General features: G+C 65.3%; 21 protein-coding genes. 10 read left to right on the top strand and 11 right to left on the bottom strand.

The features are described from left to right. Window positions 1-7: 7 nt before the first annotated feature. On the top strand, window positions 8-451 hold the full coding sequence (locus tag GL300_RS09415; protein ID WP_170297641.1) for a cyclic nucleotide-binding domain-containing protein: 444 nt from the start codon (window positions 8-10) through the stop codon (window positions 449-451). Here the strand turns inward: GL300_RS09415 and GL300_RS09410 are convergent. The 3 genes from GL300_RS09410 to GL300_RS09400 are packed head-to-tail and all read right to left on the bottom strand — an operon-like array spanning window position 448 to window position 3,211. Then, window positions 448-1,197 carry a polysaccharide deacetylase family protein gene (locus GL300_RS09410; protein ID WP_155039370.1) on the bottom strand — a complete coding sequence of 250 codons (750 nt, stop codon included), beginning with the start codon at window positions 1,195-1,197 and terminating at the stop codon, window positions 448-450. The two genes, GL300_RS09415 and GL300_RS09410, sit on opposite strands and share 4 nt — an antisense overlap. Beyond that, window positions 1,194-2,264: a glycosyltransferase family 4 protein gene (locus GL300_RS09405; protein ID WP_155039369.1), complete on the bottom strand. Its 1,071-nt coding sequence runs from the start codon at window positions 2,262-2,264 to the stop codon at window positions 1,194-1,196. Before GL300_RS09405 ends, GL300_RS09410 begins: the two co-directional genes overlap by 4 nt. After that, window positions 2,261-3,211, bottom strand: coding sequence for a polysaccharide lyase family 20 protein (locus tag GL300_RS09400; protein WP_155039368.1), 951 nt, complete (start codon window positions 3,209-3,211; stop codon window positions 2,261-2,263). The genes GL300_RS09405 and GL300_RS09400 overlap by 4 nt, the downstream gene beginning before the upstream one ends. Window positions 3,212-3,338: 127 nt before the next feature. Here GL300_RS09400 and GL300_RS09395 point away from each other — a divergent pair, with 127 nt between their 5' ends. Further along, a complete protein-coding gene (locus GL300_RS09395) occupies window positions 3,339-4,673 on the top strand; it encodes a nucleotide sugar dehydrogenase (protein WP_155039367.1) in 1,335 nt (444 codons plus the stop codon). Here the strand turns inward: GL300_RS09395 and GL300_RS09390 are convergent. Both GL300_RS09390 and GL300_RS09385 read right to left on the bottom strand, forming a co-directional pair. Then, window positions 4,663-5,352 (bottom strand): GntR family transcriptional regulator, encoded by a 690-nt coding sequence (locus GL300_RS09390; protein ID WP_155039366.1) that lies wholly within the window; start codon window positions 5,350-5,352, stop codon window positions 4,663-4,665. The two genes, GL300_RS09395 and GL300_RS09390, sit on opposite strands and share 11 nt — an antisense overlap. A 2-nt stretch (window positions 5,353-5,354) precedes the next feature. Further along, window positions 5,355-6,041 (bottom strand): GntR family transcriptional regulator, encoded by a 687-nt coding sequence (locus GL300_RS09385; protein ID WP_246195130.1) that lies wholly within the window; start codon window positions 6,039-6,041, stop codon window positions 5,355-5,357. A 198-nt stretch (window positions 6,042-6,239) separates the two neighbouring features. Here GL300_RS09385 and dctP point away from each other — a divergent pair, with 198 nt between their 5' ends. From dctP to GL300_RS09365, 4 genes are read left to right on the top strand one after another with little or no spacing between them, the layout of a single operon-like run. Beyond that, window positions 6,240-7,232 carry a TRAP transporter substrate-binding protein DctP gene (gene dctP, locus GL300_RS09380; RefSeq protein ID WP_155039365.1) on the top strand — a complete coding sequence of 331 codons (993 nt, stop codon included), beginning with the start codon at window positions 6,240-6,242 and terminating at the stop codon, window positions 7,230-7,232. Between the two features lie 53 nt (window positions 7,233-7,285). Beyond that, window positions 7,286-7,798 (top strand): TRAP transporter small permease, encoded by a 513-nt coding sequence (locus tag GL300_RS09375; RefSeq protein WP_155039364.1) that lies wholly within the window; start codon window positions 7,286-7,288, stop codon window positions 7,796-7,798. Window positions 7,799-7,800: 2 nt separating this feature from the next. Next, the gene (locus tag GL300_RS09370) at window positions 7,801-9,096 is read left to right on the top strand and encodes a TRAP transporter large permease (RefSeq protein WP_370576873.1); all 1,296 of its coding nucleotides are present in this window, start codon (window positions 7,801-7,803) and stop codon (window positions 9,094-9,096) included. A 16-nt stretch (window positions 9,097-9,112) separates the two neighbouring features. Further along, entirely contained in the window at window positions 9,113-9,556 is a 444-nt protein-coding gene (locus GL300_RS09365; protein WP_155039362.1) for a type II 3-dehydroquinate dehydratase, read from the top strand. On the opposite strand, the gene GL300_RS09360 is transcribed toward GL300_RS09365, so the two are convergent. Both GL300_RS09360 and GL300_RS09355 read right to left on the bottom strand, forming a co-directional pair. Next, window positions 9,541-10,077 carry a hypothetical protein gene (locus GL300_RS09360; protein WP_343042959.1) on the bottom strand — a complete coding sequence of 179 codons (537 nt, stop codon included), beginning with the start codon at window positions 10,075-10,077 and terminating at the stop codon, window positions 9,541-9,543. The genes GL300_RS09365 and GL300_RS09360 overlap by 16 nt on opposite strands. Continuing rightward, entirely contained in the window at window positions 10,074-10,763 is a 690-nt protein-coding gene (locus GL300_RS09355; protein ID WP_155039361.1) for a helix-turn-helix transcriptional regulator, read from the bottom strand. Before GL300_RS09355 ends, GL300_RS09360 begins: the two co-directional genes overlap by 4 nt. 571 nt (window positions 10,764-11,334) lie before the next feature. Here GL300_RS09355 and GL300_RS26645 point away from each other — a divergent pair. The 4 genes from GL300_RS26645 to GL300_RS09335 all read left to right on the top strand — a co-directional run bounded on the left by GL300_RS26645 (window position 11,335) and on the right by GL300_RS09335 (window position 18,913). After that, window positions 11,335-13,500 carry a hypothetical protein gene (locus GL300_RS26645; RefSeq protein ID WP_155039360.1) on the top strand — a complete coding sequence of 722 codons (2,166 nt, stop codon included), beginning with the start codon at window positions 11,335-11,337 and terminating at the stop codon, window positions 13,498-13,500. Window positions 13,501-13,611: 111 nt separating this feature from the next. Next, window positions 13,612-15,582 carry a hypothetical protein gene (locus GL300_RS09345; RefSeq protein WP_155039359.1) on the top strand — a complete coding sequence of 657 codons (1,971 nt, stop codon included), beginning with the start codon at window positions 13,612-13,614 and terminating at the stop codon, window positions 15,580-15,582. Further along, entirely contained in the window at window positions 15,579-17,588 is a 2,010-nt protein-coding gene (locus tag GL300_RS09340; RefSeq protein ID WP_225612163.1) for a type I secretion system permease/ATPase, read from the top strand. The genes GL300_RS09345 and GL300_RS09340 overlap by 4 nt, the downstream gene beginning before the upstream one ends. Continuing rightward, window positions 17,585-18,913 carry an HlyD family type I secretion periplasmic adaptor subunit gene (locus GL300_RS09335; protein WP_155039358.1) on the top strand — a complete coding sequence of 443 codons (1,329 nt, stop codon included), beginning with the start codon at window positions 17,585-17,587 and terminating at the stop codon, window positions 18,911-18,913. The genes GL300_RS09340 and GL300_RS09335 overlap by 4 nt, the downstream gene beginning before the upstream one ends. Here the strand turns inward: GL300_RS09335 and GL300_RS09330 are convergent. Genes GL300_RS09330 through GL300_RS09315 form a run of 4 tightly spaced genes read right to left on the bottom strand, consistent with a single transcriptional unit; the run spans window position 18,910 to window position 22,224 of the window. Next, window positions 18,910-19,605: an ABC transporter ATP-binding protein gene (locus tag GL300_RS09330; protein ID WP_155039357.1), complete on the bottom strand. Its 696-nt coding sequence runs from the start codon at window positions 19,603-19,605 to the stop codon at window positions 18,910-18,912. The two genes, GL300_RS09335 and GL300_RS09330, sit on opposite strands and share 4 nt — an antisense overlap. Further along, a complete protein-coding gene (locus GL300_RS09325; protein ID WP_155039356.1) occupies window positions 19,605-20,357 on the bottom strand; it encodes an ABC transporter ATP-binding protein in 753 nt (250 codons plus the stop codon). Before GL300_RS09325 ends, GL300_RS09330 begins: the two co-directional genes overlap by 1 nt. Further along, a complete protein-coding gene (locus tag GL300_RS09320; RefSeq protein WP_155039355.1) occupies window positions 20,354-21,304 on the bottom strand; it encodes a branched-chain amino acid ABC transporter permease in 951 nt (316 codons plus the stop codon). The genes GL300_RS09325 and GL300_RS09320 overlap by 4 nt, the downstream gene beginning before the upstream one ends. After that, window positions 21,301-22,224: a branched-chain amino acid ABC transporter permease gene (locus GL300_RS09315; protein WP_155039354.1), complete on the bottom strand. Its 924-nt coding sequence runs from the start codon at window positions 22,222-22,224 to the stop codon at window positions 21,301-21,303. The genes GL300_RS09320 and GL300_RS09315 overlap by 4 nt, the downstream gene beginning before the upstream one ends. Window positions 22,225-22,240: the final 16 nt, after the last annotated feature.

Below are 22,240 nucleotides of genomic sequence, written 5' to 3'. Positions count from 1 at the left end.
TGAGGCCATGATGCTGCTCGAGGATGAAGTCGCCCTGTTGCGGAAGCTTCCGCTGTTCGCCGGTGTCGATCCATGCCGGTTGAAAGTGCTGTGCTTTGCCTCGTCGCGCGAAAGCTTCGAGCCGGGTGAGGTGCTGTTCCACCAAAGCGAGCCCAGCTCGGGCGCCTATGTCATCCTGTCGGGCAAGGTCGATGTCCATGAACTGTCCGACGACAGCCATGAAATCCGCACCGGCTCCGAGGAAGGCGTGGCGATTGTCGGCCAGTCCTCGATGCTGAACGACCTGCCGCGCCGGGCCACGGTGACGGCGCTGACGCCCGTTGAGGTGCTGTGCATTAACAGCAGCTGTTTCATGCAGCTGATGACCTCGTGCCGCAAAAGCAGCGAAGGCGTCATCCGTTCGCTGGGGGCGCAGCTGGCCGACAGCAAGCCGCATCCCAGCACCAGCTAAGGCTTTTCCATCAGATCCGCGACGCTGCGCCATTGGCCGCCATTCTGCGCGGCCAGCGCGATGACGTCCTGCAGAAAATCCCAGATCGCCGCGTCATGGACCAGATGATGCGTAAGCAGCCCGACATGAGCGCGCCCCGATCCGGCCAGTTGGGCCAGATCACGCCATAGCGCATCAGGATCGCGCAGGCTGCGTCCGCCATGCCAATCGATCACATCAAGCTGGGTGTTGACGATGGCCAGCCCCGGCACCGGTGTTTCGGGGCCAAAGGTCGACAGTGCCGCAAATCCGTCCCGCGCCAGATGCGGCAGCAGATCGGGGGCGATCCGGTTCCATGGCGGCACCAGCAGCGGCAGAGCGCGCGGGCCGTGCAAATCCTGCAGCAAGGCCAGCCCGTCGCGCAACTGGTCGCGCATCTGCGGCAAGGGGCGGTGGGCGGCAAGCTCCTGACTTTTTGCGCCGGGGGCTGCGTGGTTCTGATGCGACCAGCCATGCACGGCGACCCGGACATGCGGCTGATCGTCCAGACGCGCGGCCAGCGCCCTGCCGGTTCGCGGCCCGTCCCATGGCGCGGGAATGACCGCCAAAGTCAGGTCCGCGCCCGCTTCTGCGGTCATCTGCAACAGCCGGTCCAGCGGTTCCGAGGGCTGCACCGCATCGTCATCGCGCCACCACAGCGCCAGCGGTTGCCCCTGATCCGCCCGCAGCGCCAAGGCCTGCGCGGCCATGGTTCTTGCCTTGCTCATGCCTGCCTCATCGCGCGGTCCAATATCGCCGCCGCCCCGTCCAACCCATGCCGCGCCAGCACCCGCGCCCGCGCCGCCTGTCCCAACCGCTGCCGCAGCGCCGGATCGGCCAGCAACCGCGCGACATGCGCGGCCAGTGCCGCCGTGTCGCCCTCGGGGGCGAGCAGCCCGGTTTCGCCATCCGTCATCACCTCGGGGACGCCCGCCGTGGCCCATGCCACCACCGGCAGGCCCGCCGCCCCGGCCTCAAGATAGGTCATCCCGTAAGCCTCGCCGCAGCCGGGCCACAGGTAAAGGCACCCTTGGGCCAGATGCGCCGCGACCTCGGTGGGCGAAAGCTGGCCCAGCCAGTCAACGCGGCCTGCCGGGAACAGCGACCTGACCTGATCACGCAGCGGACCGTCACCGGCGATCGCCAGCCGCCAGTCCAGATGCTCCAGCCGCGCCAGCGTCGCGGCAAGGGCGCGGTAGCTGTCCATCTTGTCGCCGGACCGCATCATCGCGACGGTGACGATCCGGTTGCCATTCAACGCCGCGGCAGGGGGCAGGGCGTCAAGGTCCAGAAACGGCGGCAGCGCCGTCACCCGCGCCTTGGGCAGCCATGTCAGCAAGCCCTGCTGGTCGCGCCGGGTCATGGCGAAATTCTGCGCAGCCCCCGCCACCGCATCGGCCACCGCCGCCTGCGTCATCGCCCAGATGCCGACATTGCGGCGCGAGGACAACGAGGCCTCGGCGCTGAACCACGGCAGGGCAAAGCGGCGGGCCAGTTCGGGGCCGATCAGGTCGGGGGATTTGCAATAGGGGTGGTAGCAGAACCACAGGTCCGGCGCGCCCTGAACCTGCCAAAGCGTCGCGATCCGGTCGCGTTCGGCTGTCGCCTCGGCCATCATCCCGGACAGCGCCGCGCCGTCGCCGGGATCGGGCAGATAGGCGCGCAGTTTTGACGCGACCTGCACCTGATGCCCGGCCCGCGTCAGCGCCGCGATCAGCAGCCGCGCCACCTGCCGGTCGCCCGACGGGGTCGGATGATCGGGCGGTTTCAGCGGTGCGTAAAAGGCTACTCTCAATTGATCAGGCCGCACAACCCGGCATCCAGAGCGTCCTCGCAATCGGGGGCGCGGCGGAAATTGTCGTAATACAGCGTCCATTCCCCGTCGCCCGCATCGCGGTAGGGGCCGAATTTGAAATACTGGTTCGCGCCCAGCCCGGTATCGTCATGGCCAATGCGGCCTTCGACCTTGGCGACCCGCGCCCCATCCGCGACCAGATACATCAGCCCGTCGCCATCCGGGCCGGGGCGGGTGTAAAAGGCGTAATCGTGCCATTCTGCCTCGGCCCCCGGCAGGATGCCCGGCCCGCTGACCCGCAGCTGATCGGTGCAATGGTCGAATTCCGACGTGACCTCGGGCGTCCAGTTCGCATCGCGCGCAATCAGCATCCGCATCTGCCGGGTTTCGGGCCGCAGCCAGACCGGGGTCCAGCCTTCGGGGCACAGCCCGTTTTCGGGGCGGGGGGCATCGTCGGGCGGGGCGACGAAATTCGTCTCGGCGGTGGCGAAATTCACGCCAGAACGCATGCGCAGGGCAAGGAAGGGGCTGAAATCGCCGACCGCATCGGGGCCGATCTCTCGTTTCCACTGCGCCATGACATAGCGGTGGTCGTCATCGGGCACCGGCTTGGCGAAGCGCAGCGAGAACGCATACCAGACGCCCCGGTCATAGGGTACGCGCAGGGCGGTGCGTTCCCAGATCTCGGCCCTTTCGCTGCAACCCTCGGCATCCGGGGCGCAAAGCGGCTTGACCGAAAGCTCCAGCGCGCCCTGTCCGCTGCGGGTGATGCGGGACTGAAAGCGGACGCTGCCGGCGGATTGTTCGAAATTCTCGCGGTAATACAGCCCGCCTTCGGGGGCGAAATCCGTGCCCTCGAAGCCGTCCTCCAGCACCGCGCTGTCGGCCAGCAGCGTGGCGGGGGTCAAAAGCAGGGCCAGGGTCAGGCACAGGCAGGATGGTCGCATCGGTCCTCGCTGGGCTTTGCGCAGAACCCGCTTGGTTCCGCTTGATTTGACGTGGGAAATTGCAGCGCATGCTTGACAGTATCGGGGCAATTCTCAACCGTCTGGCAAATCAGTCAAGGATCTTGCCATGTCCGATGTAATTGCCGCCGACCTGATGACCCGGATCACCGCAAAACAGGCGAAAGCGGGCGTCATCGGGCTGGGCTATGTCGGGTTACCCCTGGCGATGACGCTGGTCGCGGGCGGCTACCCGGTGCTGGGCTTCGACATCGACCCGCCCAAGATTCAGGCGCTCCATCGCGGCGATAGCTATATCGAGGCGGTGACGCCCGACACCCTCTCGGCAGCCCTGGAGGCCCAGAAGTTCGAGGCAACCTGCGACCTGACCCGCCTGTCGGAATGCGACGTGATCGCGATCTGCGTGCCGACGCCGCTGACCGCGCATCGCGAACCCGACCTGCGCTTTGTCGAGGCGACCACCCGCGACATTGCCCGCAGCCTGCGCCCCGGCCAGCTGATCGTGCTGGAATCGACGACATGGCCGGGCACCACCGACACCGTGCTGCGCCCGATCCTTGAGGAATCGGGGCTGAAATCGGGGCGGGACTTCTTTCTTGGCTTCTCGCCCGAGCGCGAGGACCCTGGCAACCGTGCCTATGCCACCGCCGCCATCCCCAAGGTGGTGTCGGGCGACGGGGCGGCTGCGCAGGCGCTGGTCGCGGCCTTTTACGCGCCTGCGGTGGCGCGGGTCGTTCCGGTCTCGACCAATGCCACCGCCGAGGCGGTGAAGATCACTGAAAACATCTTTCGCGCCGTCAACATCGCCTTGGTCAATGAATTGAAGGTGGTCTATGACGCGATGGGCATCGACATCTGGGAGGTGATCGAGGCGGCCAAGACCAAGCCCTTCGGCTACATGCCCTTCTATCCGGGGCCGGGTCTGGGCGGGCATTGCATCCCGATCGACCCGTTTTACCTGACATGGAAATCCCGCGAATACGAATTGCCGACCCGCTTCATCGAGCTGGCGGGCGAAATCAACGCCGCCATGCCGCGCCATGTGGTCGGCCGTCTGGCCGAGGCGCTGGATCGGCAATTGGGCAAGGCTTTAAGCCGCTCGCGCGTGTTGATCCTTGGCATGGCCTATAAGAAGAACGTGCCGGACCTGCGCGAAAGCCCCTCGCTGAAGCTGATGGAGCTGCTGGAAGAACGCGGGGCGAAGGTGATCTATCACGACCCGCATATCCCTGAGATTCCGGCGACGCGCGAATACGGGGCCTTCAAGGGCCGTGCATCCGCGCCGCTGACGGCGGAGCTGCTGGCGGGGGTCGATGTGGTGCTGATCGCCACCGACCATGACGGGGTGGATTACCCGCTGGTCGCGGGGGCGGCGCTGGTCGTCGATACCCGCAATGTCATGGCGCGGGCGGGCTTCAGCGGGGCGCATATCGTCAAGGCGTGACCTCGGCCCAAGACCCGGCCAAGGCCAGCGCCTGCGCCACGCCCGCCGACAGGTGGTGGCGCAGCAAAGCCACGGCGGCATCGGCGTCACGCGCAATCGCCGCATCCTTCAGCGCCTGATGTTCCGGGCGCGAGGCGGCGGGGCGAAAGGCCAAAGCCACCATCTGATAGCGCAGATACTTGTCGAAAACCTCGGCATGGGTCTGCATCATCACCGCCGAGCCGCAGGCCGAGATCAACGCCTGATGAAAGCGCCAGTCGGCCAGCCGCCATTCGGCGATCTGGTCGGTCACGCCGTCCTCCAGTTGCTCCTCATGCGCATCCAGACGGTGATGGGCGGCGATGACCGCGACCTCCCAATCCAGCGTGCCATTGGCGAATGACAGGCGCAGGGCGGCTTCCTCGATCAACAGGCGCAGGTCGGCGATCTCGCGCAGGCCGTCGGGGGACACCGGGGCGACCTGAAAGCCGCGCTGCCCCTCGGCCAGAACGAAGCCGTCGGCGGCCAGCCGCGACAGCGCCTCGCGCAGCGTGCTGGCCCCGGCGGGGTAGTCCAGCTTCATCTGATCCAGACGCAGGCGCTGGCCGGGGCGCAACCGGCCCATGATGATGTCCTGCCGCAGCCGCTGATAGATGCCTGCCCCGACGGTCTGCGGGCCGACGGTCTGGGGTCCGGTCATGGTCATGGCGCCTCGGCTGTGGGGATCAGGCCATGCGCGACGGTATAGTCGATGCAGGCCCCGATATGGCGGCGCAGGATGCTGCGCGCGGTTTCGGTGTCGCGGGTCAGCGCGGCTTCGCGCAGGGCGTCATGTTCGCGGGTCGCCCCCTCGCCCCGGAACATCACCAGCAGCACCTGATAACGCTGGAAGCGGTCGAAGATGCGCTGATGCACCGCCAGAAGCTCGGCAGAGCCGCAGGCCGCGATCAGCGCCAGATGGAATTCGCGGTCATAGCGTTTCCATGTCGCGGTGATGCTGCGATCGCCCGCCAGCATCCGCGCCTCCATCCGGGCCAGCTTGTGATGGGCGGCGACGACGCCCGCCTCCCATTCCAGATCGCCGGCGGCGAAGGACGGGCCGATGGCGTGGCATTCCAGCAGGGCGCGCATGTCCGAGATCTCGCGCAGGTCGCTGACCGAGATCGGCGCGACCTCAAAGCCCTTCTGCGCCTCGAACAGGATCAGCCCCTCGGCGACCAGACGGCCCAGCACCTCGCGCAGGGTGGTGACGCTGACGGCATAATCGTCGCGCAGCCGTTCCAGCCGCAGCTTCTGCCCCGGCGGCAGCCTGCCAAAGATGATGTCGTCGCGCAGCCGCTGATGGGTCGCATCGCCCGGCGAGCCGGTGATTTGCATCGCCGCATCCATTCTGGTCCTCCCTTGCCACCATTTCAGCGCAGGAGATGACGAAGCGCAAGATCCCCGAAACAAGCCACATCATATTAGAAAACAAATTTCATCATATGATCGGTGAATTCTTTGTTGATCGGTGAAAGCTCCGATGCCATGCTGCCCTTGCGGCGGCGCGAAGGGGAGGTTGCGCCGCTGCCCACAGGGAGGGAAAACATGACCAACACATTGACGCGGCGCGGTTTCGCCGTTCTGGGCGCCGCCACGCTGGCCGCGCCCATGCTGGCCCGGATGGCCCATGCGCAAGACCCGGTGAAGCTGCGCTTCTCTGCCGTCTTTTCTGAGCAGGACATCCGCGCCCAGATGATGAAGAAATTCGTCGAGGGCATCGGGCCGGGCTTTGCCTATGAAGGCTTCTACGGCGGCACGCTGTTCAAGCAGGGGACCGAACTGGTCGCCTTGCAGCGCGGCAACCTTGAGCTGTCCAACATCGCGCCGCAGGACGTGTCCAATCAGGTTCCGGCCTGGTCGGCACTGACCTCGGGCTATCTGTTCCGCGATTCCGCGCATCTGACCAAGTTCTTTGCGTCCGATGTCGGGGCCGAGATGAAGAAGCTGGCCGAAGACCAGCTGGGCATCAAGATCCTTGGCCCGACCTTCTATGGCACGCGTCAGGTCGGCCTGAACAACGACAAGAAAATCACCACCCCCGCCGACATGGCCGGGATCAAGCTGCGCATGCCGGGCGGCGAGGCGTGGCAGTTCCTGGGTCAGGCGCTTGGCGCGAACCCGACGCCGATGGCCTATGCCGAGGTCTATACCGGGCTTCAGACCGGCGCGATCGACGGTCAGGACAACCCGCTTCCGAACGTCGAGAACATGAAGTTCTTCGAGGTGATGAAGCAGATCGTGATGACCTCGCATCTGGTCGCCTTTGACCTGCTGACCCTGTCCGGCAAGGTCTGGGAGGGGCTGTCGGACGAACAGAAGGCCACCGTCCAGAAAGCCGCCGACGAGGCTATCGCGTTTTCCACCGCCGAACATGTCAAGCGCGAGGAAGAGCTGGCCAAATCCTTCGCCGAGCGCGGCTTGCAGGTCTACAAGCCCGATGTCGAGGCCTTCCGCGCCCATGTCCAGAAAGCCTATCTGGAATCGACGCTGGCCAAGGACTGGCCCGAGGGTCTTGTGGACCGCATCTCGGCGCTTTGATTTCGACAAGGCCCGCGCCTGACCGCGCGGGCCGCTTTTCCCAAAGGTGATCCATGGCCCTTGCAAGGCTTTATGGCTGGCTGTCCCGCCGGGCCGAAAACGTGCTGGTCGCGATGCTGGCCGCGATGTTTCTGGTCTTTCTGCTGCAGATCGTGTCGCGCTACCTGCTGAACTGGCCCATCGGCTGGACGCATGAGGTCAGCGTCATGCTGTGGATCTGGCTGGTGCTGTTCGGCGCCGCCTTCGTCATCAGCGATGATGAGGAGATGCGGTTCGACCTGTTCTATCGCGGCGTCAGTGAGCGCACGCGGCGGGGCATGGTGGTGGCATCGTCCATCGCCACCGTCATCGCCTTTGCCGTCGCCTTGCCCGCGACATGGGATTACGTGACCTTCATGAAGGTCGAGAAATCCGCCTATCTGCGCATCCGGTTCGACTGGCTCTATTCGATCTATGTGATTTTCGCCGTGGCCATGATCCTGCGCCATATCTGGATCGGCTTCCGCGCCATCTATGGCCCCGGACCCGAGACCCCCGATCCCCTGAAACCGAGTTCCGGCCTATGAACCTGACCAGTCCCTTTTCGATCACCATCTTCGCCATCACCGCCTTGGCGCTGCTGGGCCTGCCCATCGGTCTGGCGATGATGGTCGGCTCGGTCGGCTATCTGTTCATGACCGGCATGGACATGGGCACGGTGGCCGAGCAATTCCTGAACGGGATGTATTCGAATTACATCATACTTGCCGTGCCGCTGTTCATCTTTGCCGCCGAGATCATGAACTCGGGGTCCATGACCGAACGGCTGCTGCGCTTTTGCAATGTGCTGGTCGGGCATTTCCGGGGTGGGCTGGCGCAGATCAACGTCGTGCAAAGCCTGATCTTTGCCGGCATGTCCGGTTCCGCCGTGGCCGATGCCGCGGGCTCGGGCCGGATGATGCAGAACATGATGACGCGGGAAAACCGCTACACCCCGTCTTATGCCGCCGCGCTAACGGCGGTGACCGCGGTGATCGGGCCGATCCTGCCGCCCTCGATCCCGATGGTGGTCTATGCCTTGGTCTCTGATGCATCCATCGGCTACCTGTTCTTGGCGGGTGTGGTTCCGGGCCTGCTGATGACCGCGATGCAGATGGTGCAGGTCTATATCGACGCGCGGCGCAACAATTTCCCGGTCGAGGAACGCGTGCCGCTGCGCGAGGTGCCGCGCATCACCATGTCGGCCTTTCCGACGCTGCTGATGCCGGTGATCCTGCTGGGCTGCATCTATAGCGGGATCACCACGCCGACCGAGGCCGCCGCGCTGGCCGCCGCCTATGCGGTGTTGGTATCGACCGTCGTCTATCGCAGCCTCAGCTGGCGCGAGGGCTATGCCGCGCTGCGCCTGTCGGCCAAGACCTCGGCCTCGATCGGGATGATGATCGGCGGTGCCATGGTCTTCAACTATGTCGTCACCATCGAGAACATCCCCGAGACCCTGCGCCAGATCATGACCGGATGGGAGCTGACCCCGATCCAGTTCCTGATCCTGGTGAACGTGATCCTGCTGCTGCTGGGCTGCGTGCTGGAAGGGACGGCGATCCTGCTGATCATCATCCCGGTCTTTATCCCGACGGCGCAGGCGCTGGGGATCGATCTGGTGCATTTCGGGGTGGTGGTCGTCGTCAACATCATGCTGGGGCTGGTAACGCCGCCTTACGGGCTGCTGCTGTTCATCGTCACCAATATATCGGGCTCGCCGATGCGGCTGATCATCCGCGACTGCCTGCCCTTCCTTGGCTGGATGGTGCTGTGCCTTGGGCTGATCACCTTTTTCCCCAGCCTGACCCTGTGGCTGCCGCGCCTTGCCGGGTATGGCGGCTGAACCCCGAGAACGCGACATGAGCATTCATATCCTGAACGGCCCGAACCTGAACCGTCTGGGCAAGCGCGAGCCCGAGATCTACGGCCACACCACCCTGGCCGAGGTCGAGGCTTGGTCGCGCGCCGCTGCCGGCGACATTCAGGTGGTCTTTCGCCAGACCAATGCCGAACACCAGCTGATCGACTGGGTCCATGAGGCCATCGATAGCGGGGCGCGCGGCATCATCATCAACCCGGCGGGGCTGACCTTTACCTCGGTCCCGGTGATGGACGCGCTGAAGATGTTCCCCGGCCCGGTAATCGAACTGCATATCTCGAACATCCACCGGCGCGAGGCGATCTATCACAAGTCGCTGATGTCGGGCGTGGTCACGGCGGTCATTGCGGGTCTGGGCCCGCGTGGCTATCCGACCGCCGTGCGTTCCATGTCCGAGATGCTGTCCGATCAGGCGATCGGGTAGCCGTTGTCCTGCAGGAACCGCCAGATCGCGCGGTTCAGTTCGGACAGGTCGTCCAGATCCTGATCCAGCCGGGCCATTTCCTCGGCGGTCAGGGGCTGGCGCTGGCCCATGCGGATACGGTCGCGCCGGTCGGCGATCCGCATCAGGATGGTGGCGATCGAGCCGTCATCCTGAAACGACCACAGGCTGTGATTGTAGCGGTTGCGCACCGCCGACAGCCGGCCGAACCGCGCCATCAGGTCCAGAAGCTCGTGCCGCTCATGGCCTGATGACAGCCGCAGCTTGGCCAGCCTTTCGACCAGCTCGATCCGGGCGCGGGTCGAACTGAGCGACAGGAACACCACCACCGCCGCATCCTTGGCCATGCCCGAAAGCCCGGCGATCAGATGGACCAGCAGGCTTTCGGTATTGCTCCAGGCATAGTTCAGCCGCCCGACCCGCAGCAGGATCGCGTCCAGCCCGGCCTCTCCGACCGGGATCGGGCCGGGGATGTCGTCGGTTTCGGGCAAGGGTGTGGTCACGGATGCATCTCTCGATAGCGCATCGCGGCCTCGGTCCGGTTGCGCGCGCCCAGCCGGAGGCTGCCATTATGCAGATGCAGTTTGACCGTGTGGATCGACAGGCCCAGGTTTTCGGCGATGCGCTTGTTGGAATGGCCATCGGCGACCTGTTGCAGCACATCCAGCTGCCTTTGCGTCAACCCCGAGATGCCCGCAGGTTCGGCCCGATCCTCGGTCGGGCGGGCGGCGATGACTTCGGGACAGACATAGCTGCCGCCATGGACGATCAGCTTGACGATGGACAGCCACACATCCAGCCGCACGTTCAGCGGGAATATGCTGGCCGAGCGCTGCCGCAGCGCCGGGTCGGCATGGCAGGCCAATGCGAATTCCATCGTGCTATAGGCGATGCCCAGCTTCAGGCCGGGCAGATCCAGCACCCAGTCGCGTTCGGCATCGGTCAGGCCGCGCATCAATGGCTCATCCAGCAGCAGGACTTCCGGCGCTGCGCCGGTGCTGCTTACGAAACGTTGAAACTCGGGAAACGTGGTCAGGGCCGCCGAGGTGATTCCACCCAGTTCCTGAATCGTGGTGGTGATGAGGCAGCCCGAAAAATTGCAGTGATTACCGACAAAAACCATCTCGACCGCAGGAGGAGGAACCTCAAGGGCGAGTGCCGGCGATTCGTTACGATAGGGAATCATCATCGCGCTCCGTTCTGGTCGCTTGTGCGGCGCTATCCCTGCCGAGGTCGTGTCAAGGATTTTGCTGCGTCGCAGAAGATGATAGCGGGTTTCGGCCCTAGAAATGTAGCATAACTAGGCAGGCTCGCCAAAGGCTTGGACAGAATCTAGACCGAAAAGACAGTAGCCGTTCCATACATCCCTATAGCCGCAGGATTTATAGCCGAAAATATTAAGCCTTCCGCATGGGATAGGGTGGCCCATCGGGCGAATGGCTATAGCCACCGGGCGCGGATATGGCCCATCGGGCAGGGCCGGGCCTAGCCCCTTCGAGCGGCTATGAAGCAACCGTGCGACCGGCGTATTTTCGCTGATGTTGGCACGGGCATCGTTACCGTGACCGCATCGGAAGTCGCTCGAGGTGGAGGGGCGGCGACTTGTAACCTCAGCAAAACGCGGACGGTCGCGCCGTCAGACGGTGAGCAAGGGCTCAGCGGTCGGACTCGGTTTGCTGTCACTTCACCACCAACCCGGACGGGATGACGTGTCTGCGAATGCATCGACCGTACCCGCCCACCCGTAGGGAGTGAGCACGATGGCTGACAGCCGTAGTACGAACCTGTTCGCCTGGCCCTTCGACAGTCAAAGTCAGGATCAGGACCAAGGGCAGGGTCAAGGGCAAGGTCAGGGACAAGGCCAGGGTCAAGGCCAGGGCCAGGGCCAGCTGAACCTGCAAGGGCAGGGTCAGGGCCAGGGACAAGGTCAGGGACAAGGCCAGGAACAGTCCCAAAGCAATGAAAACACCAATGGGAACGAGAACTCGAACAGCAACGAGAGCAACTCGGAATCCCATAACGGCGCAGGCAACCTTGCGCTGAACGGGGCAGGCAACCTTGCCCTGAACGGCGCCGCGAATGGCGCGCATAACAGCGCGGAAAACGGCGCAACGAACGGGGCCGATAATTCGGCCAGCAACGAATCCTCGAACGACGCCGCCAATTCAGCGGCGAACGCGGCCAGCAACAGCGCTTCGAACAGCAATTCGTCCAGCAACAGCGCGACGAACGAAGCCAACAACTACACCGATGTCGAAACCAATGTGACGACCACGGTGGACGTGTCGCTGGATCTGGATGGCTGGGCACCTTCGGACAATGACTTTGTCGATATCGACAATGCCTATGGCACGATGGGCGATGTGCTGGTCAACCGCGACGGCGAGGTGAATGTCGGCACGCATGACGTGCGGCTTGACAACATCACCATCGGCGACGGTGTCGGCACCGTCAACAATCAGGTCGGCGAGATCAATGACGAAGACAGCCTGACCGACCCGGACGTGACCAACAATTCCGAGTTCAACCAGAATGGCAACGCCAATGGCGGCGACGCGGATTCGGGCGACGGCATTGATGCCGGCGGCACCGGCGGCGACGGCGGCCATGTGCTCGCGGTCGGCGGCGAAGGCTATGCCGATGCGGCGGGTGGTGGCTCGACGTCCTATGGCGGCTCGGCCACAGGCGCTGCGGGCGGAGGTGCTGCTGCACTTGGCGGTATCGGCGTCGGCGGTTCGGCCCTTGGCGTGGGCATTGGTGCCGGTCAGGGCGGTGATGCCTCGGGCGGCGATTCCGCAGCGCTTGGCGTCGGACTTGGCGCGGGTCAAAGCGGCGATGCAAACGGCGGCGACAGCGCAGCCGGTGCGGGTGCGCTGGGTCTGGGCGCAGGTGTTGGCGGTGCTGGTGCTGCCGGTGGCAGCAGCGGTGATACCGGCGATGCAGGCGACGGCGGCGATAGCGGCGATACCGGCGACGGTGGCGACACCGGCGAAGGTGGCTATGGCGGTGACGGCGGCGAAGGCGGCTATGGCGGCGAAGGCGGCTATGGCGGCGACGGCGGCGACACCGGCAGCGCAGGCGACGGTGGCGACACCGGCGACGGCGGCAGTTCGGCAGCCCTTGGCGGCATTGGCGTCGGCATCGGCGCGCTGCTTGGCCTAGGGGTCGGCGCGGCCTCGGGTGGAACCAGCGGCGACGCTGGCGACTCGGGCGATGCCGGTGACGGCGGCGACAGCGGCGACGGCGGTGCTGGTGGCGCAGGCGGCTATGGCGGCGAAGGTGGCTATGGCGGCGAAGGCGGCTATGGCGGCAATAGCGGCGCAGGCGGCGACAGCGGCAATAGCGGCGCTGGCGGCGCAGGCGGAGCCAGCGGCGAAAGCGGCAATGGCGGTGCGGGCGGCGACGGCGGCGATGGCTATGGCCTTGGCGCGGCGCTGGCAGCAGCGGCAAGCGCTGGCGGCGATGCGACGTCCGGCGATGCGGCTGGTCTTGGCCTTGGTGCAGCCCACTCGACGGGTGGTGCTGGTGGCGACGCAGGTGGCTATGGCGCCGGGTTCGGTGGCGCGGCAGCCGGCGACGGCACGGGTGGCGCAGCCGGCGCCCTGGGTGGCGACGGCGGTTGGGCCGCAGCTGCCGGTGGCTGGTCGCGTGGCGGTGACGGTGCCAATGCCGATAGTGGCAATGGTGGCGACATCAGCGACATCGCGACCGGCAATGGCGGTTCGGCCAATGCGGGCACCTGGGGTTCGGGCAACGGTGATGACGGCTATGTCACCGGGACCTCGACCGCCTCGGCAGATGGCGTTCTGGACACGACGGCGTTCAACCAAAGCATCGTCATGGGTGCCAATATCCTTGGCAACTCGGTCGACATGACTGTCGTCGGTGGCGATCTGAACTCCAGCGTGGTCGGCGACGACGCCTGAGCGGCCAAGATCTGAAACAATATCCTGCGCGAAGCCCCTTCGCGCAGGACGCATGTAGCGAGAGCCCGTTCGGACCGACCGCCGAGGGACTCGTCTGGGAAGGATCACGACATGCTATTGATACATGCGGCGGACGAAGCAATCTGGCATTTCATCGGCATTTTTCACATCACCGACGAAATCGTAAGGCTGAGGATCAATTACGAAGCGTTGGACCCGAACCGGCCCGACTTCGATCCCGGCCATATCATCCCCAAGGATCTGGCAACGGTCTATCCCTTCGAGATCCCGGATTTCGTGCCCGGCCTGGACTATACCCCGCCGGTTCCGACGCTTGAGGGGCTGACCCCGGAAGCGGCCTATCTGTTCGTGGATGTGGCGCGCGATCCGATCCCCTTCAGCCTGCCGTCACTGCCCTTCAGCGACAGCTATACCCCGACGGTCTGGAACGGCCCGACCTTCCAGACGCCTGTCGAGCCGCCTGATCCGCCCCCGCCCCCCAGGCCCGAGCCGCCCGAGCCGCCGACCCACGAATGGGAGCTGCCGGTCCCGGATTCCGTGGCGCTGTACAATTTCCAGCAATCGGTCCTTTACGACGGCGATCTGGTGCTGCGGGGCGACATTCCCTTTGGCGTGGATGGCGCGAATGCGCCCTTGCAGGTGCTTTACGATCAGGCGGGGCAGCTGGGCGTGTCGCTGCCGCTGGAATTGCCCTCGCAAGATGACGCCTTTCTGGCGATGGCGCAGCTGTTTCGCGACGCCGAGGCCCCGGACGACCTGCCCGAAGGCGCAGTAAGCTGGACCCGGCTGGGTCAGGATGTGCTGGGCAAGTATCAGGACGGTCTGGCCGTCGACGAACGCCCCGATCTGGACGCGCTGCTGCCTGCCTATTCGCAGGAACGGCAGGACGAGGACTGGCGCGAGAATACCACCCAGCATGAGGTCGTCGTTGGCCATAACATGCTGGTCAATGAGGCGAATATCACCTCGGCCTGGATCGCTGCCCCGGTGCTGACGGCGGCGCAGGGGGTCTACAGCTATACGATCATCAGCCAGGTCAATGTCTGGAGCGATCTTGACCGCATCCTGTCGCCCGATGGCGCGCTGAATGTGGACCAGACCCCGACCAATGCGCTTAACTTTGCCTCATACAGCCTGACCGCCAATCCGGCTGCGCATGCGGGCGGCGACGGCGATGCGCCGCAATTTTGGCTGACCGCGACGCTTGAAGGCAGTCTGGTCAGCGTCAACTGGATCGACCAGTACAATTTCATCAGCGATGACGACATCACCTCGTTCACGCTGCATGGCGATCAGACCCTGCTGCTGATCGGGGATAATGGCGCGGTGAACCATGTCTCGCTGGCCGAGCTGGGCTCGCAATTCGACCTGATCATCATCGACGGCTACATCCTGAACCTGAACGCCATCCTGCAGACCAATGTGATGCTGGACAATGACAGCATCAGCATGGGTGCGGGCGGTGGCAGGATCAGTTCCGGCGACAACCTGCTGGTCAATGACGCGACCATCAACCAGATCGGCCGCGAGAATTTCGCCGGATCGAACGATGCCTATGACGCGATGATGCGTCTGGCGGCGGACGGGCGGGTGATATTGCCGGCCTCGATCCTGAACGATCCGGCCTTCGAGGGGCTGGATGTGCTGCGCGTGCTGCATATCAAGGGCGATCTGGTTTCGGTCAACATGATCCGCCAGACCAATGTGCTGGGCGATGCCGACCAGATCGAGACCTATCTGTCGGATGCGCAGCTTGGCGGCGATGTCCGCGTGGTCACCGGATCGAACACCTTGGTCAACACGGCGCAGATCACCGAATTCGGCGTCGATGCGACGATCCATTCCGGAGGAGGCTATTACTCTGACGCCCTGCTGCATCAGGCCGAGCTGGTCACTGACCGGCCGCTCCAGATGGGTGACGGGCCCGCGCCATTGGCCAGCGAGGCGGTGCTGTTTCTGGCCGATGGCATGCTGACTCAGGATGATGGCGACCGCGATGTCGGTCCGCTGCATCATGACGGGGCCGTTCCGGCCGATATCATGGAAACCGTGCTGGCATGACACAAGACAGAACGCAGGGACCCTTCGGGCGCAATGCCCAGACAGGGCAGGGACAGCGACAGGACACCGCCCAAAACATGGGGCATGGCTTGGGGCCGGATTGGCAGCAGCAGACGCCGCGCCCGCCCAGCAGCGCGCCCTTGGGCAAGGGGCCGATCATCGACCAGCAGGCCGGGCGGCTGCCCGATCTGCCCGCCGGTCCGGGCGGCAAGTCTGCCGGATTTCACAAGCGGGTGGCCGAGCCCGACATCTCGCATGCGTTGCAGGCCAGCCTGCGCCAGATCTGGGCCAATATCCTTGGCGTGCTGCTGTTCAGCGGCGTCACCAATGTTCTGGTTCTGGCGATCCCGATCTATCTGTTCCAGATCTCGGACCGGGTGCTGACCAGCCGCTCGATCGACACGCTGATCATGCTGACGGTGCTGATCATCGGCGCGGTGCTGCTGCAGGTGATCTTTGACGGCATCCGGCGCGGCATGCTGCTGCGCAGTTCGGTCGATCTGTCGGCCCGGCTGGGGGCACCGATCCTGTCGGCTGCGGCGCGGGCGTCGCTGCAAAGCAATGGGCAGGAATACCAGACGCTGGGCGATCTGCAGACTTTGCGCAATTTCCTTGTCTCGGGGACGCTCTTGTCGATGCTGGACCTGCCCTTCACGCCGGTCTTCATCCTTGCGATCTTTCTGGTGCATCCGCAGCTGGGCTTCATCGTGCTGGCGACGGCGATCCTGCTGCTGGTGATCGCGCTGATCAACCAGCGCTTCACCGCCAAACCCTTTGCCGAGGCGAACCGTCATCTTAGCCGCGCCAACCTGCATCTGGATTCCATGGCGCGCAATTCGCAGATCATCAATGCCCTGGCGATGATCCCCGAGGCGGTGACGATCTGGGGCCGGGACGCCGCGGGCTCGATGGCGGCACAGGTCAAGGCGCAGGACCGCAACATCTTTTTCGCCGGGCTGTCGCGCGGGGTGCGGCTGCTGACGCAGGTGGGGCTGCTGGGCTGGGGCGCGAACCTGACGCTGCACGGACAACTGACCGGCGGCATGGTCATCGCCGCCTCGATCATCGCGGGCCGGGCGCTGGCCCCGATCGAAGGTGCGATCGAGGGCTGGAACAGCGTCTCGCTGTCGCGCTCGGCCTATTCGCGCATCCAGAACCTGCTGAAATCCTCGCCCTTGAACCAGCAAAGGCTGCAACTGCCCCGCCCCGAGGGGCGGCTGGATGTCGAGCGGCTGCTTTACGTGCCGATCGGGACCAAGCGGGTGGTGCTGAATTCGGTCACCTTCTCGTTGCAGCCGGGGATCTCGCTGGCGATTGTCGGCAAGTCCAGCGCGGGCAAGACCACCTTGGGCAAGATGCTGGTCGGCTCGATCCTGCCCACCTCGGGCAGCGTGCGGCTGGACCTGATGGACCTGCGCAACTGGGATCAGCGGCAATTGGGCCAGTCCATCGGCTATCTGCCGCAGGACGTGCAGCTGTTCCCCGGCACGATCAAGGCCAATATCGCGCGCATGCGCTTTGATGCCACCGATGAGGACATCTATCAGGCGGCAGTGCTGGCCGATGTCCATGACATGATCGCCAAGCTGCCCGAAGGCTATGAGACAATGGTGGCCGCCGATGGCTCGCCGTTGTCGGGCGGGCAGAAGCAGCGGATCGGGCTGGCGCGGGCGTTCTTTGGCAATCCCCGGCTGGTGGTGCTGGATGAGCCGAACTCGAACCTTGATACGGCGGGCGACCGGGCGCTGTCGCGGGCAATGGCGCTGGCCAAGCGCGACCGGATCACCATGATCGTCATCACCCAGAAACAGGCGGTGCTGCGCGACGTCGACAATATCATGCTGCTGGCCGACGGGCAGATCGCCATGTTCGGCGCGCGCGACCAGATGCTGGAAAAACTGGCCCGGCAGCGGCAATCCGAGGACGTGCTGCCCAATGCCGCACGCCCGGCCCCGCCCGCGCCCCCCGCGCCCCCCGCACCCGGCCCAACCGGAGCCAAGCCATGATGCTGCATACCGACAACCAGATCTATGCGCAGGTGCCGCGCTCGGTCCGCTGGCACCTGACGGTCGGGCTGGTGCTGCTGGTGCTGGCCTTTGGCGGCTTCGGCACATGGGCGTTGCGTGCGCCGCTGGCTGCGGCGGTGATGTCGCCCGGCACTTTCGTCGCCACCGGCAAGAACAAGATCGTCCAGCACCTTGAAGGCGGCATCATCCATGAAATCCTTGTGGGCGAGGGCGACAGCGTCACCGAAGGTCAGGTGCTGCTGCGGCTGGACGGCACCGCCGCGCAGGCCAACCAGCGCGAGCTGGAGCTGCGCCGCGCCCGGCTTGAGGCCATTGGCGCCCGGCTGCGCGCCGAATATGACCATACCGAGCAGCCGGCCTTTGCCGACTGGCTGGTGCAGCGCAGCGAGGACCCCAGCTTTGCCGCGATCATGAGCGAACAGATGGGGGCGTTCCGGGCCGCCCGCGCCAAGCTGGACGGCGAAATCGGGCTGCTGGAAAGCAATATCGCTGCCGGTCGTTCGCGTATCGAAGGCTTTCAGCAGGAATTGGAGGCGGTGCGCATTCAGGCCGAGTTGCTGCGCGAGGATCACGCCACGCGCGAACACCTGTTCAAGCGCGGTCTGGTGCGGCGCAGCGACGTGAACACGCTGGCCCGCGCCATTGCCGATGCCGATGGCCAGATCGGCCGCCTGCTATCCGAGATCGCCGAGACCGAGGAAGCCATCCGCAAGGCCGAACGCGAAATCGCCCAGACCCGCAACCAGCACATGCAGACCGCGATGGATGAAAGCCAGTCGATCGAGGCCGATCTGGACAGCGTGCGCGAACAGTCGATGAAGGCGCAGGACATTCTGGAACGGGCGGAAATCCTGTCTCCGGTCTCGGGCACCATCGTCCGGCTGTATTATCACACCCCCGGCGGGGTGATCGAGGCGGGCAAACCGATCCTTGAAATCCTGCCGCTGGATGCGCCGCTGGTGATCGAATCCCAGATCTCGCGCGGGGATATCGACGATGTCGAGGTGGGCCAGCCTGCGGCGGTGCGGCTGACCGCGCTGAATCAGCGCACGACGCCGGTGCTGCAGGGCACGCTGGTCTATGTCTCGGCCGATGCGCTGGCGACGGAAACCGATGGCGTCCGGCATGAGATCTATCTGGCGCGCGTATCGCTGCCGATGAGCGAGTTGCAGCGGGTTCCGGGCTTTCACCCCACCCCCGGCATGCCCGCCGAGGTGATGATCGAAACCTCTGCCCGCACCTTCTTTGAATATCTGGTCAAACCCATCGAGGACAGCCTGTCCCGCGCCTTCCGCGAGAACTAGACGTTCAGGAAGCGCGTCTTCACATCGGGCGTGGCGATCAGCTCCGGCGTGGTCCCGGTCCAGACGACGCGGCCCTTTTCGATGACGACATGGCGGTCGGCCAGACGGGTCAGGGCCTCGATATTCTTGTCGATGACAAGGATGGCCTCGCCCCGGTCCTTGAGATGGCGCAGGCAGGACCAGATTTCCTCGCGGATCAGCGGGGCCAGCCCCTCGGTCGCCTCATCCAGCACCAGCAGCGCCGGGTTGGTCATCAGCGCGCGGCCAATGGCCAGCATCTGCTGTTCGCCGCCCGAAAGCTGGTCGCCCATGTTCCGCCTGCGCTCATGCAGGCGCGGGAAAAGGGCATAGACCTGCGGCAGGCTCCATTTGGCGCGCGGCCCGCCACGGGCGGTGGCGATCAGGTTTTCCTCGACCGTCAGGGGGGCAAAGACCTGCCGCCCCTCGGGGACCAGCCCCAGCCCGGCGCGGGCGACCAGATGCGGCGCGGCCCCGGTCAGGTCGCGCCCGTCGATGCTGACCCGACCGGCGCGCGGGCGCAGCAGGCCAAAGACCGAACGCACCGTCGTCGTCTTGCCCATGCCGTTGCGGCCCAGAAGCGTCACCACCTCGCCGCGCGCGACATGCAGGTCGATCCCGAACAGCACCCGGCTGTCCCCGTATGAGGCCATCAGCCCTTCGACCTGCAGCATCAGCCCTCCTCCTCGCCCAGATAGGCGGCGCGGACCGCGGCGTCGGCGCGCATTTCCGCGGGCGTGCCGCTGGCGATGATCCGGCCATAGACCAGCACCGACACCCGGTCGGCCAGCCGGAACACCGCGTCCATGTCATGTTCGATCAGCATCATCGTCACCCGGCTGCGCAGCCGGGCAAACAGCGCGATCAGCAGCGTCGCTTCCTCATGCCCGGTCCCGGCAAGGGGTTCGTCCAGCAGCAGCAGCCGGGGCCGGGTCGCCAGCGCCACCGCCAGTTCCAGCTGCCGTTTCTCGCCATGGCTCAGCGATCCGGCCAGTTGCGTGGCGCGGCTGTTCAGCCCGACATCGCGCAAGGCGTCCATCGCCTGATCGTTCAGGGCGCGTTCCGACGCGGCGGCGCGAAAGAAGCGGAAGGACGACCCCTCGCGCGCCTGCACCGCGATGGCCACGTTTTCCAGCGCGGTGAAGCCCGGCAGCAGCGTCGTCAGCTGAAACGACCGCGCCAGCCCCATCCGCACCCGCGCCGCCATCGGCAGGCGGGTGATGTCCTGACCCATGTAATGGACATGCCCGGAATCGGGCCGCAACTGCCCTGAAAGCTGGGCGATCAGCGTGGTCTTGCCCGCGCCATTGGGGCCGATGATGGCGTGGATTTCGCCCGGATGCACGTCCAGCGACACGTCGTCGGTGACCTTCAGCGCGGCGTAGGATTTCGACAGGTTCCGGACCTGCAGCAGCGGCGCGCTCATGCGGGCGCGCCTTTCAGCCGTCGGATCAGCCCGGCAATCCCGCCCGGTGCGGCCAAGGCGACCAGCACAAGGATCAGGCCAAAGCCCAGCCGCCAATGCTCGGAATATTTCGCGAGGCCCTCCTCCAGCGCGACGGTGGCCAGTGCCCCGGCGATGGCCCCGGTCAGGCTGCCGATACCGCCCAAGACCAGCATCACGATCAGCTCACCCGAGCGGTGCCAGCTCATGTAGGACGGTGAGACATAGGCGCTTTGATTGGCCAGCATCACCCCCGCCACCGCGCAAAGACAGCCCGAGATGACATAGGCGGTCAGCTGATAGGGAAAGGGGCGAAAGCCCACCGCCTGCATGCGCAGCGCGCTTTCCCGCGTGCCGCTGAGCACCCGCCCGAAACGCGACAGCGTCAGCCGGTACAGCCCGGCAAAGATCAGCACCAGCAGCCCCAGCGTGGCATAGAACAGCCCCGGTTCCGACCGCAGCCAATCCTGCCCCAGCACGGTGGAGCGCGCCGCCAGCGCGGTGCCGTCATCGCCCCCCAGCGCCGAGAAGGAGACGAAAAAGAAATAGGCCATCTGCCCGAAAGCCAGCGTGATCATGATGAAATAGACGCCCCGCGTCCGCAGCGAAATCGCCCCGGTGACCAGTGCGAAGATCCCGGCTGCTCCGATAGCCGCCAGCAGATGCAGCGTCAAATCGGTGACGCCCGCCCGCGACAGCACCGCCACGGCATAGGCCCCGATCCCCAGATAGGCGGCATGGCCAAAGGACACCATCGCGCCATAGCCAAGGATCAGGTCCAGCGACAGGGCGGCGATGGCAAAGACCACCATCCGCGTCGCAATGACGATCAGAAAGGGCTGGCCGATCCAATGGGCCAGCGGCGGGACCAGCGCCAGCAGGGCAAAGATCGCCAGTGCGGCCCTTAGGCGGGGGGGCATGGCGGTCATCGCGCCACGCTCCGCCCGAACAGGCCCGAGGGTCGCCAGAACAGCACCGCCGCCATCAGGATATAGACCAGCATCGGCGCGATGGTGCGCCCGGCCTGCGCGGCGGCGGCGGGCTCCATCAGCGATTTCAGCAGGATCGGCCCGAACATCCGCCCCATCGTGTCGACAATACCGACCAGCAGCGCGGCAAGGAACGCGCCCTTCACCGATCCGACGCCGCCGATGACGATGACGACAAAGGTCAGGATCAGGATGGAATCCCCCATGCCCGGATCGACCGACAGGATCGGCGAGACGATCGCCCCGGCAAACCCGGCCAGCATCGCGCCAGCGGCAAAGACCAGCATGAACAGCCGGTTGATATCCACCCCCAGCGCCGAGACCATCGCCCGGTTCGCCGCGCCCGCGCGCAGAAGCATGCCCACCCGCGTCCGCGCGATCACGAACCACAGCGCCAGCGCGACGCCCAACCCCGCGCCGATCACCGCGATGCGATAGACCGGGTAGCGCATCAGCCCGGCCAGCGGGATCGAGCCCGCCAGTGCCTCGGGCATGGCGACGGAAAGCGGTGCCGCGCCCCACAGGATCTTGACCAGTTCCGACAGCACCAGCACCAGCCCGAATGTCGCCAGCACCTGATCCAGGTGGGAACGGTCGTAAAGCCTGCGAAACACCAGCAGCTCCAGCACCAGCCCCACCGCCAGCGTCACCGGCAGGACCAGCGCCAGCGACAGCCAGAAATTGCCTGTCGCCGCCGACAGCGCCGCCATGACATAGCCGCCGATCATGTACAGCACGCCATGCGCAAGGTTGATGAAGTCCATGATGCCGAAAACCAGCGTCAGCCCGGCCGCCACCAGAAACAGCAGGATGCCGAACTGGGCGCCGTTGAGCAGTTGCAGCAGGAATAGGTTGAACATCTTGTCTTTCCGTCGA

The organism is Paracoccus litorisediminis, from assembly GCF_009711205.1.
GTDB classification, from domain to species: Bacteria; Pseudomonadota; Alphaproteobacteria; order Rhodobacterales; family Rhodobacteraceae; genus Paracoccus; species Paracoccus litorisediminis.
Note: the sequence above shows the minus strand (reverse complement) of the source record. Positions and strands in the feature narration are given on the sequence as shown.

Excerpts from the sequence above, each read along its gene's own strand:
- GL300_RS09415 (WP_170297641.1), top strand. The coding sequence starts at position 8 with ATGATGCTGCTCGAGGATGAAGTCGCCCTGTTGCGGAAGCTTCCGCTG.
- GL300_RS09410 (WP_155039370.1), bottom strand. The coding sequence starts at position 1,197 with ATGAGCAAGGCAAGAACCATGGCCGCGCAGGCCTTGGCGCTGCGGGCG.
- GL300_RS09400 (WP_155039368.1), bottom strand. The coding sequence starts at position 3,211 with ATGCGACCATCCTGCCTGTGCCTGACCCTGGCCCTGCTTTTGACCCCC.
- GL300_RS09395 (WP_155039367.1), top strand. The coding sequence starts at position 3,339 with ATGTCCGATGTAATTGCCGCCGACCTGATGACCCGGATCACCGCAAAA.
- GL300_RS09390 (WP_155039366.1), bottom strand. The coding sequence starts at position 5,352 with ATGACCGGACCCCAGACCGTCGGCCCGCAGACCGTCGGGGCAGGCATC.
- GL300_RS09385 (WP_246195130.1), bottom strand. The coding sequence starts at position 6,041 with ATGGATGCGGCGATGCAAATCACCGGCTCGCCGGGCGATGCGACCCAT.
- dctP (WP_155039365.1), top strand. The coding sequence starts at position 6,240 with ATGACCAACACATTGACGCGGCGCGGTTTCGCCGTTCTGGGCGCCGCC.
- GL300_RS09375 (WP_155039364.1), top strand. The coding sequence starts at position 7,286 with ATGGCCCTTGCAAGGCTTTATGGCTGGCTGTCCCGCCGGGCCGAAAAC.
- GL300_RS09365 (WP_155039362.1), top strand. The coding sequence starts at position 9,113 with ATGAGCATTCATATCCTGAACGGCCCGAACCTGAACCGTCTGGGCAAG.
- GL300_RS09355 (WP_155039361.1), bottom strand. The coding sequence starts at position 10,763 with ATGATGATTCCCTATCGTAACGAATCGCCGGCACTCGCCCTTGAGGTT.
- GL300_RS26645 (WP_155039360.1), top strand. The coding sequence starts at position 11,335 with ATGGCTGACAGCCGTAGTACGAACCTGTTCGCCTGGCCCTTCGACAGT.
- GL300_RS09345 (WP_155039359.1), top strand. The coding sequence starts at position 13,612 with ATGCTATTGATACATGCGGCGGACGAAGCAATCTGGCATTTCATCGGC.
- GL300_RS09340 (WP_225612163.1), top strand. The coding sequence starts at position 15,579 with ATGACACAAGACAGAACGCAGGGACCCTTCGGGCGCAATGCCCAGACA.
- GL300_RS09335 (WP_155039358.1), top strand. The coding sequence starts at position 17,585 with ATGATGCTGCATACCGACAACCAGATCTATGCGCAGGTGCCGCGCTCG.
- GL300_RS09330 (WP_155039357.1), bottom strand. The coding sequence starts at position 19,605 with ATGCTGCAGGTCGAAGGGCTGATGGCCTCATACGGGGACAGCCGGGTG.
- GL300_RS09325 (WP_155039356.1), bottom strand. The coding sequence starts at position 20,357 with ATGAGCGCGCCGCTGCTGCAGGTCCGGAACCTGTCGAAATCCTACGCC.
- GL300_RS09320 (WP_155039355.1), bottom strand. The coding sequence starts at position 21,304 with ATGACCGCCATGCCCCCCCGCCTAAGGGCCGCACTGGCGATCTTTGCC.
- GL300_RS09315 (WP_155039354.1), bottom strand. The coding sequence starts at position 22,224 with ATGTTCAACCTATTCCTGCTGCAACTGCTCAACGGCGCCCAGTTCGGC.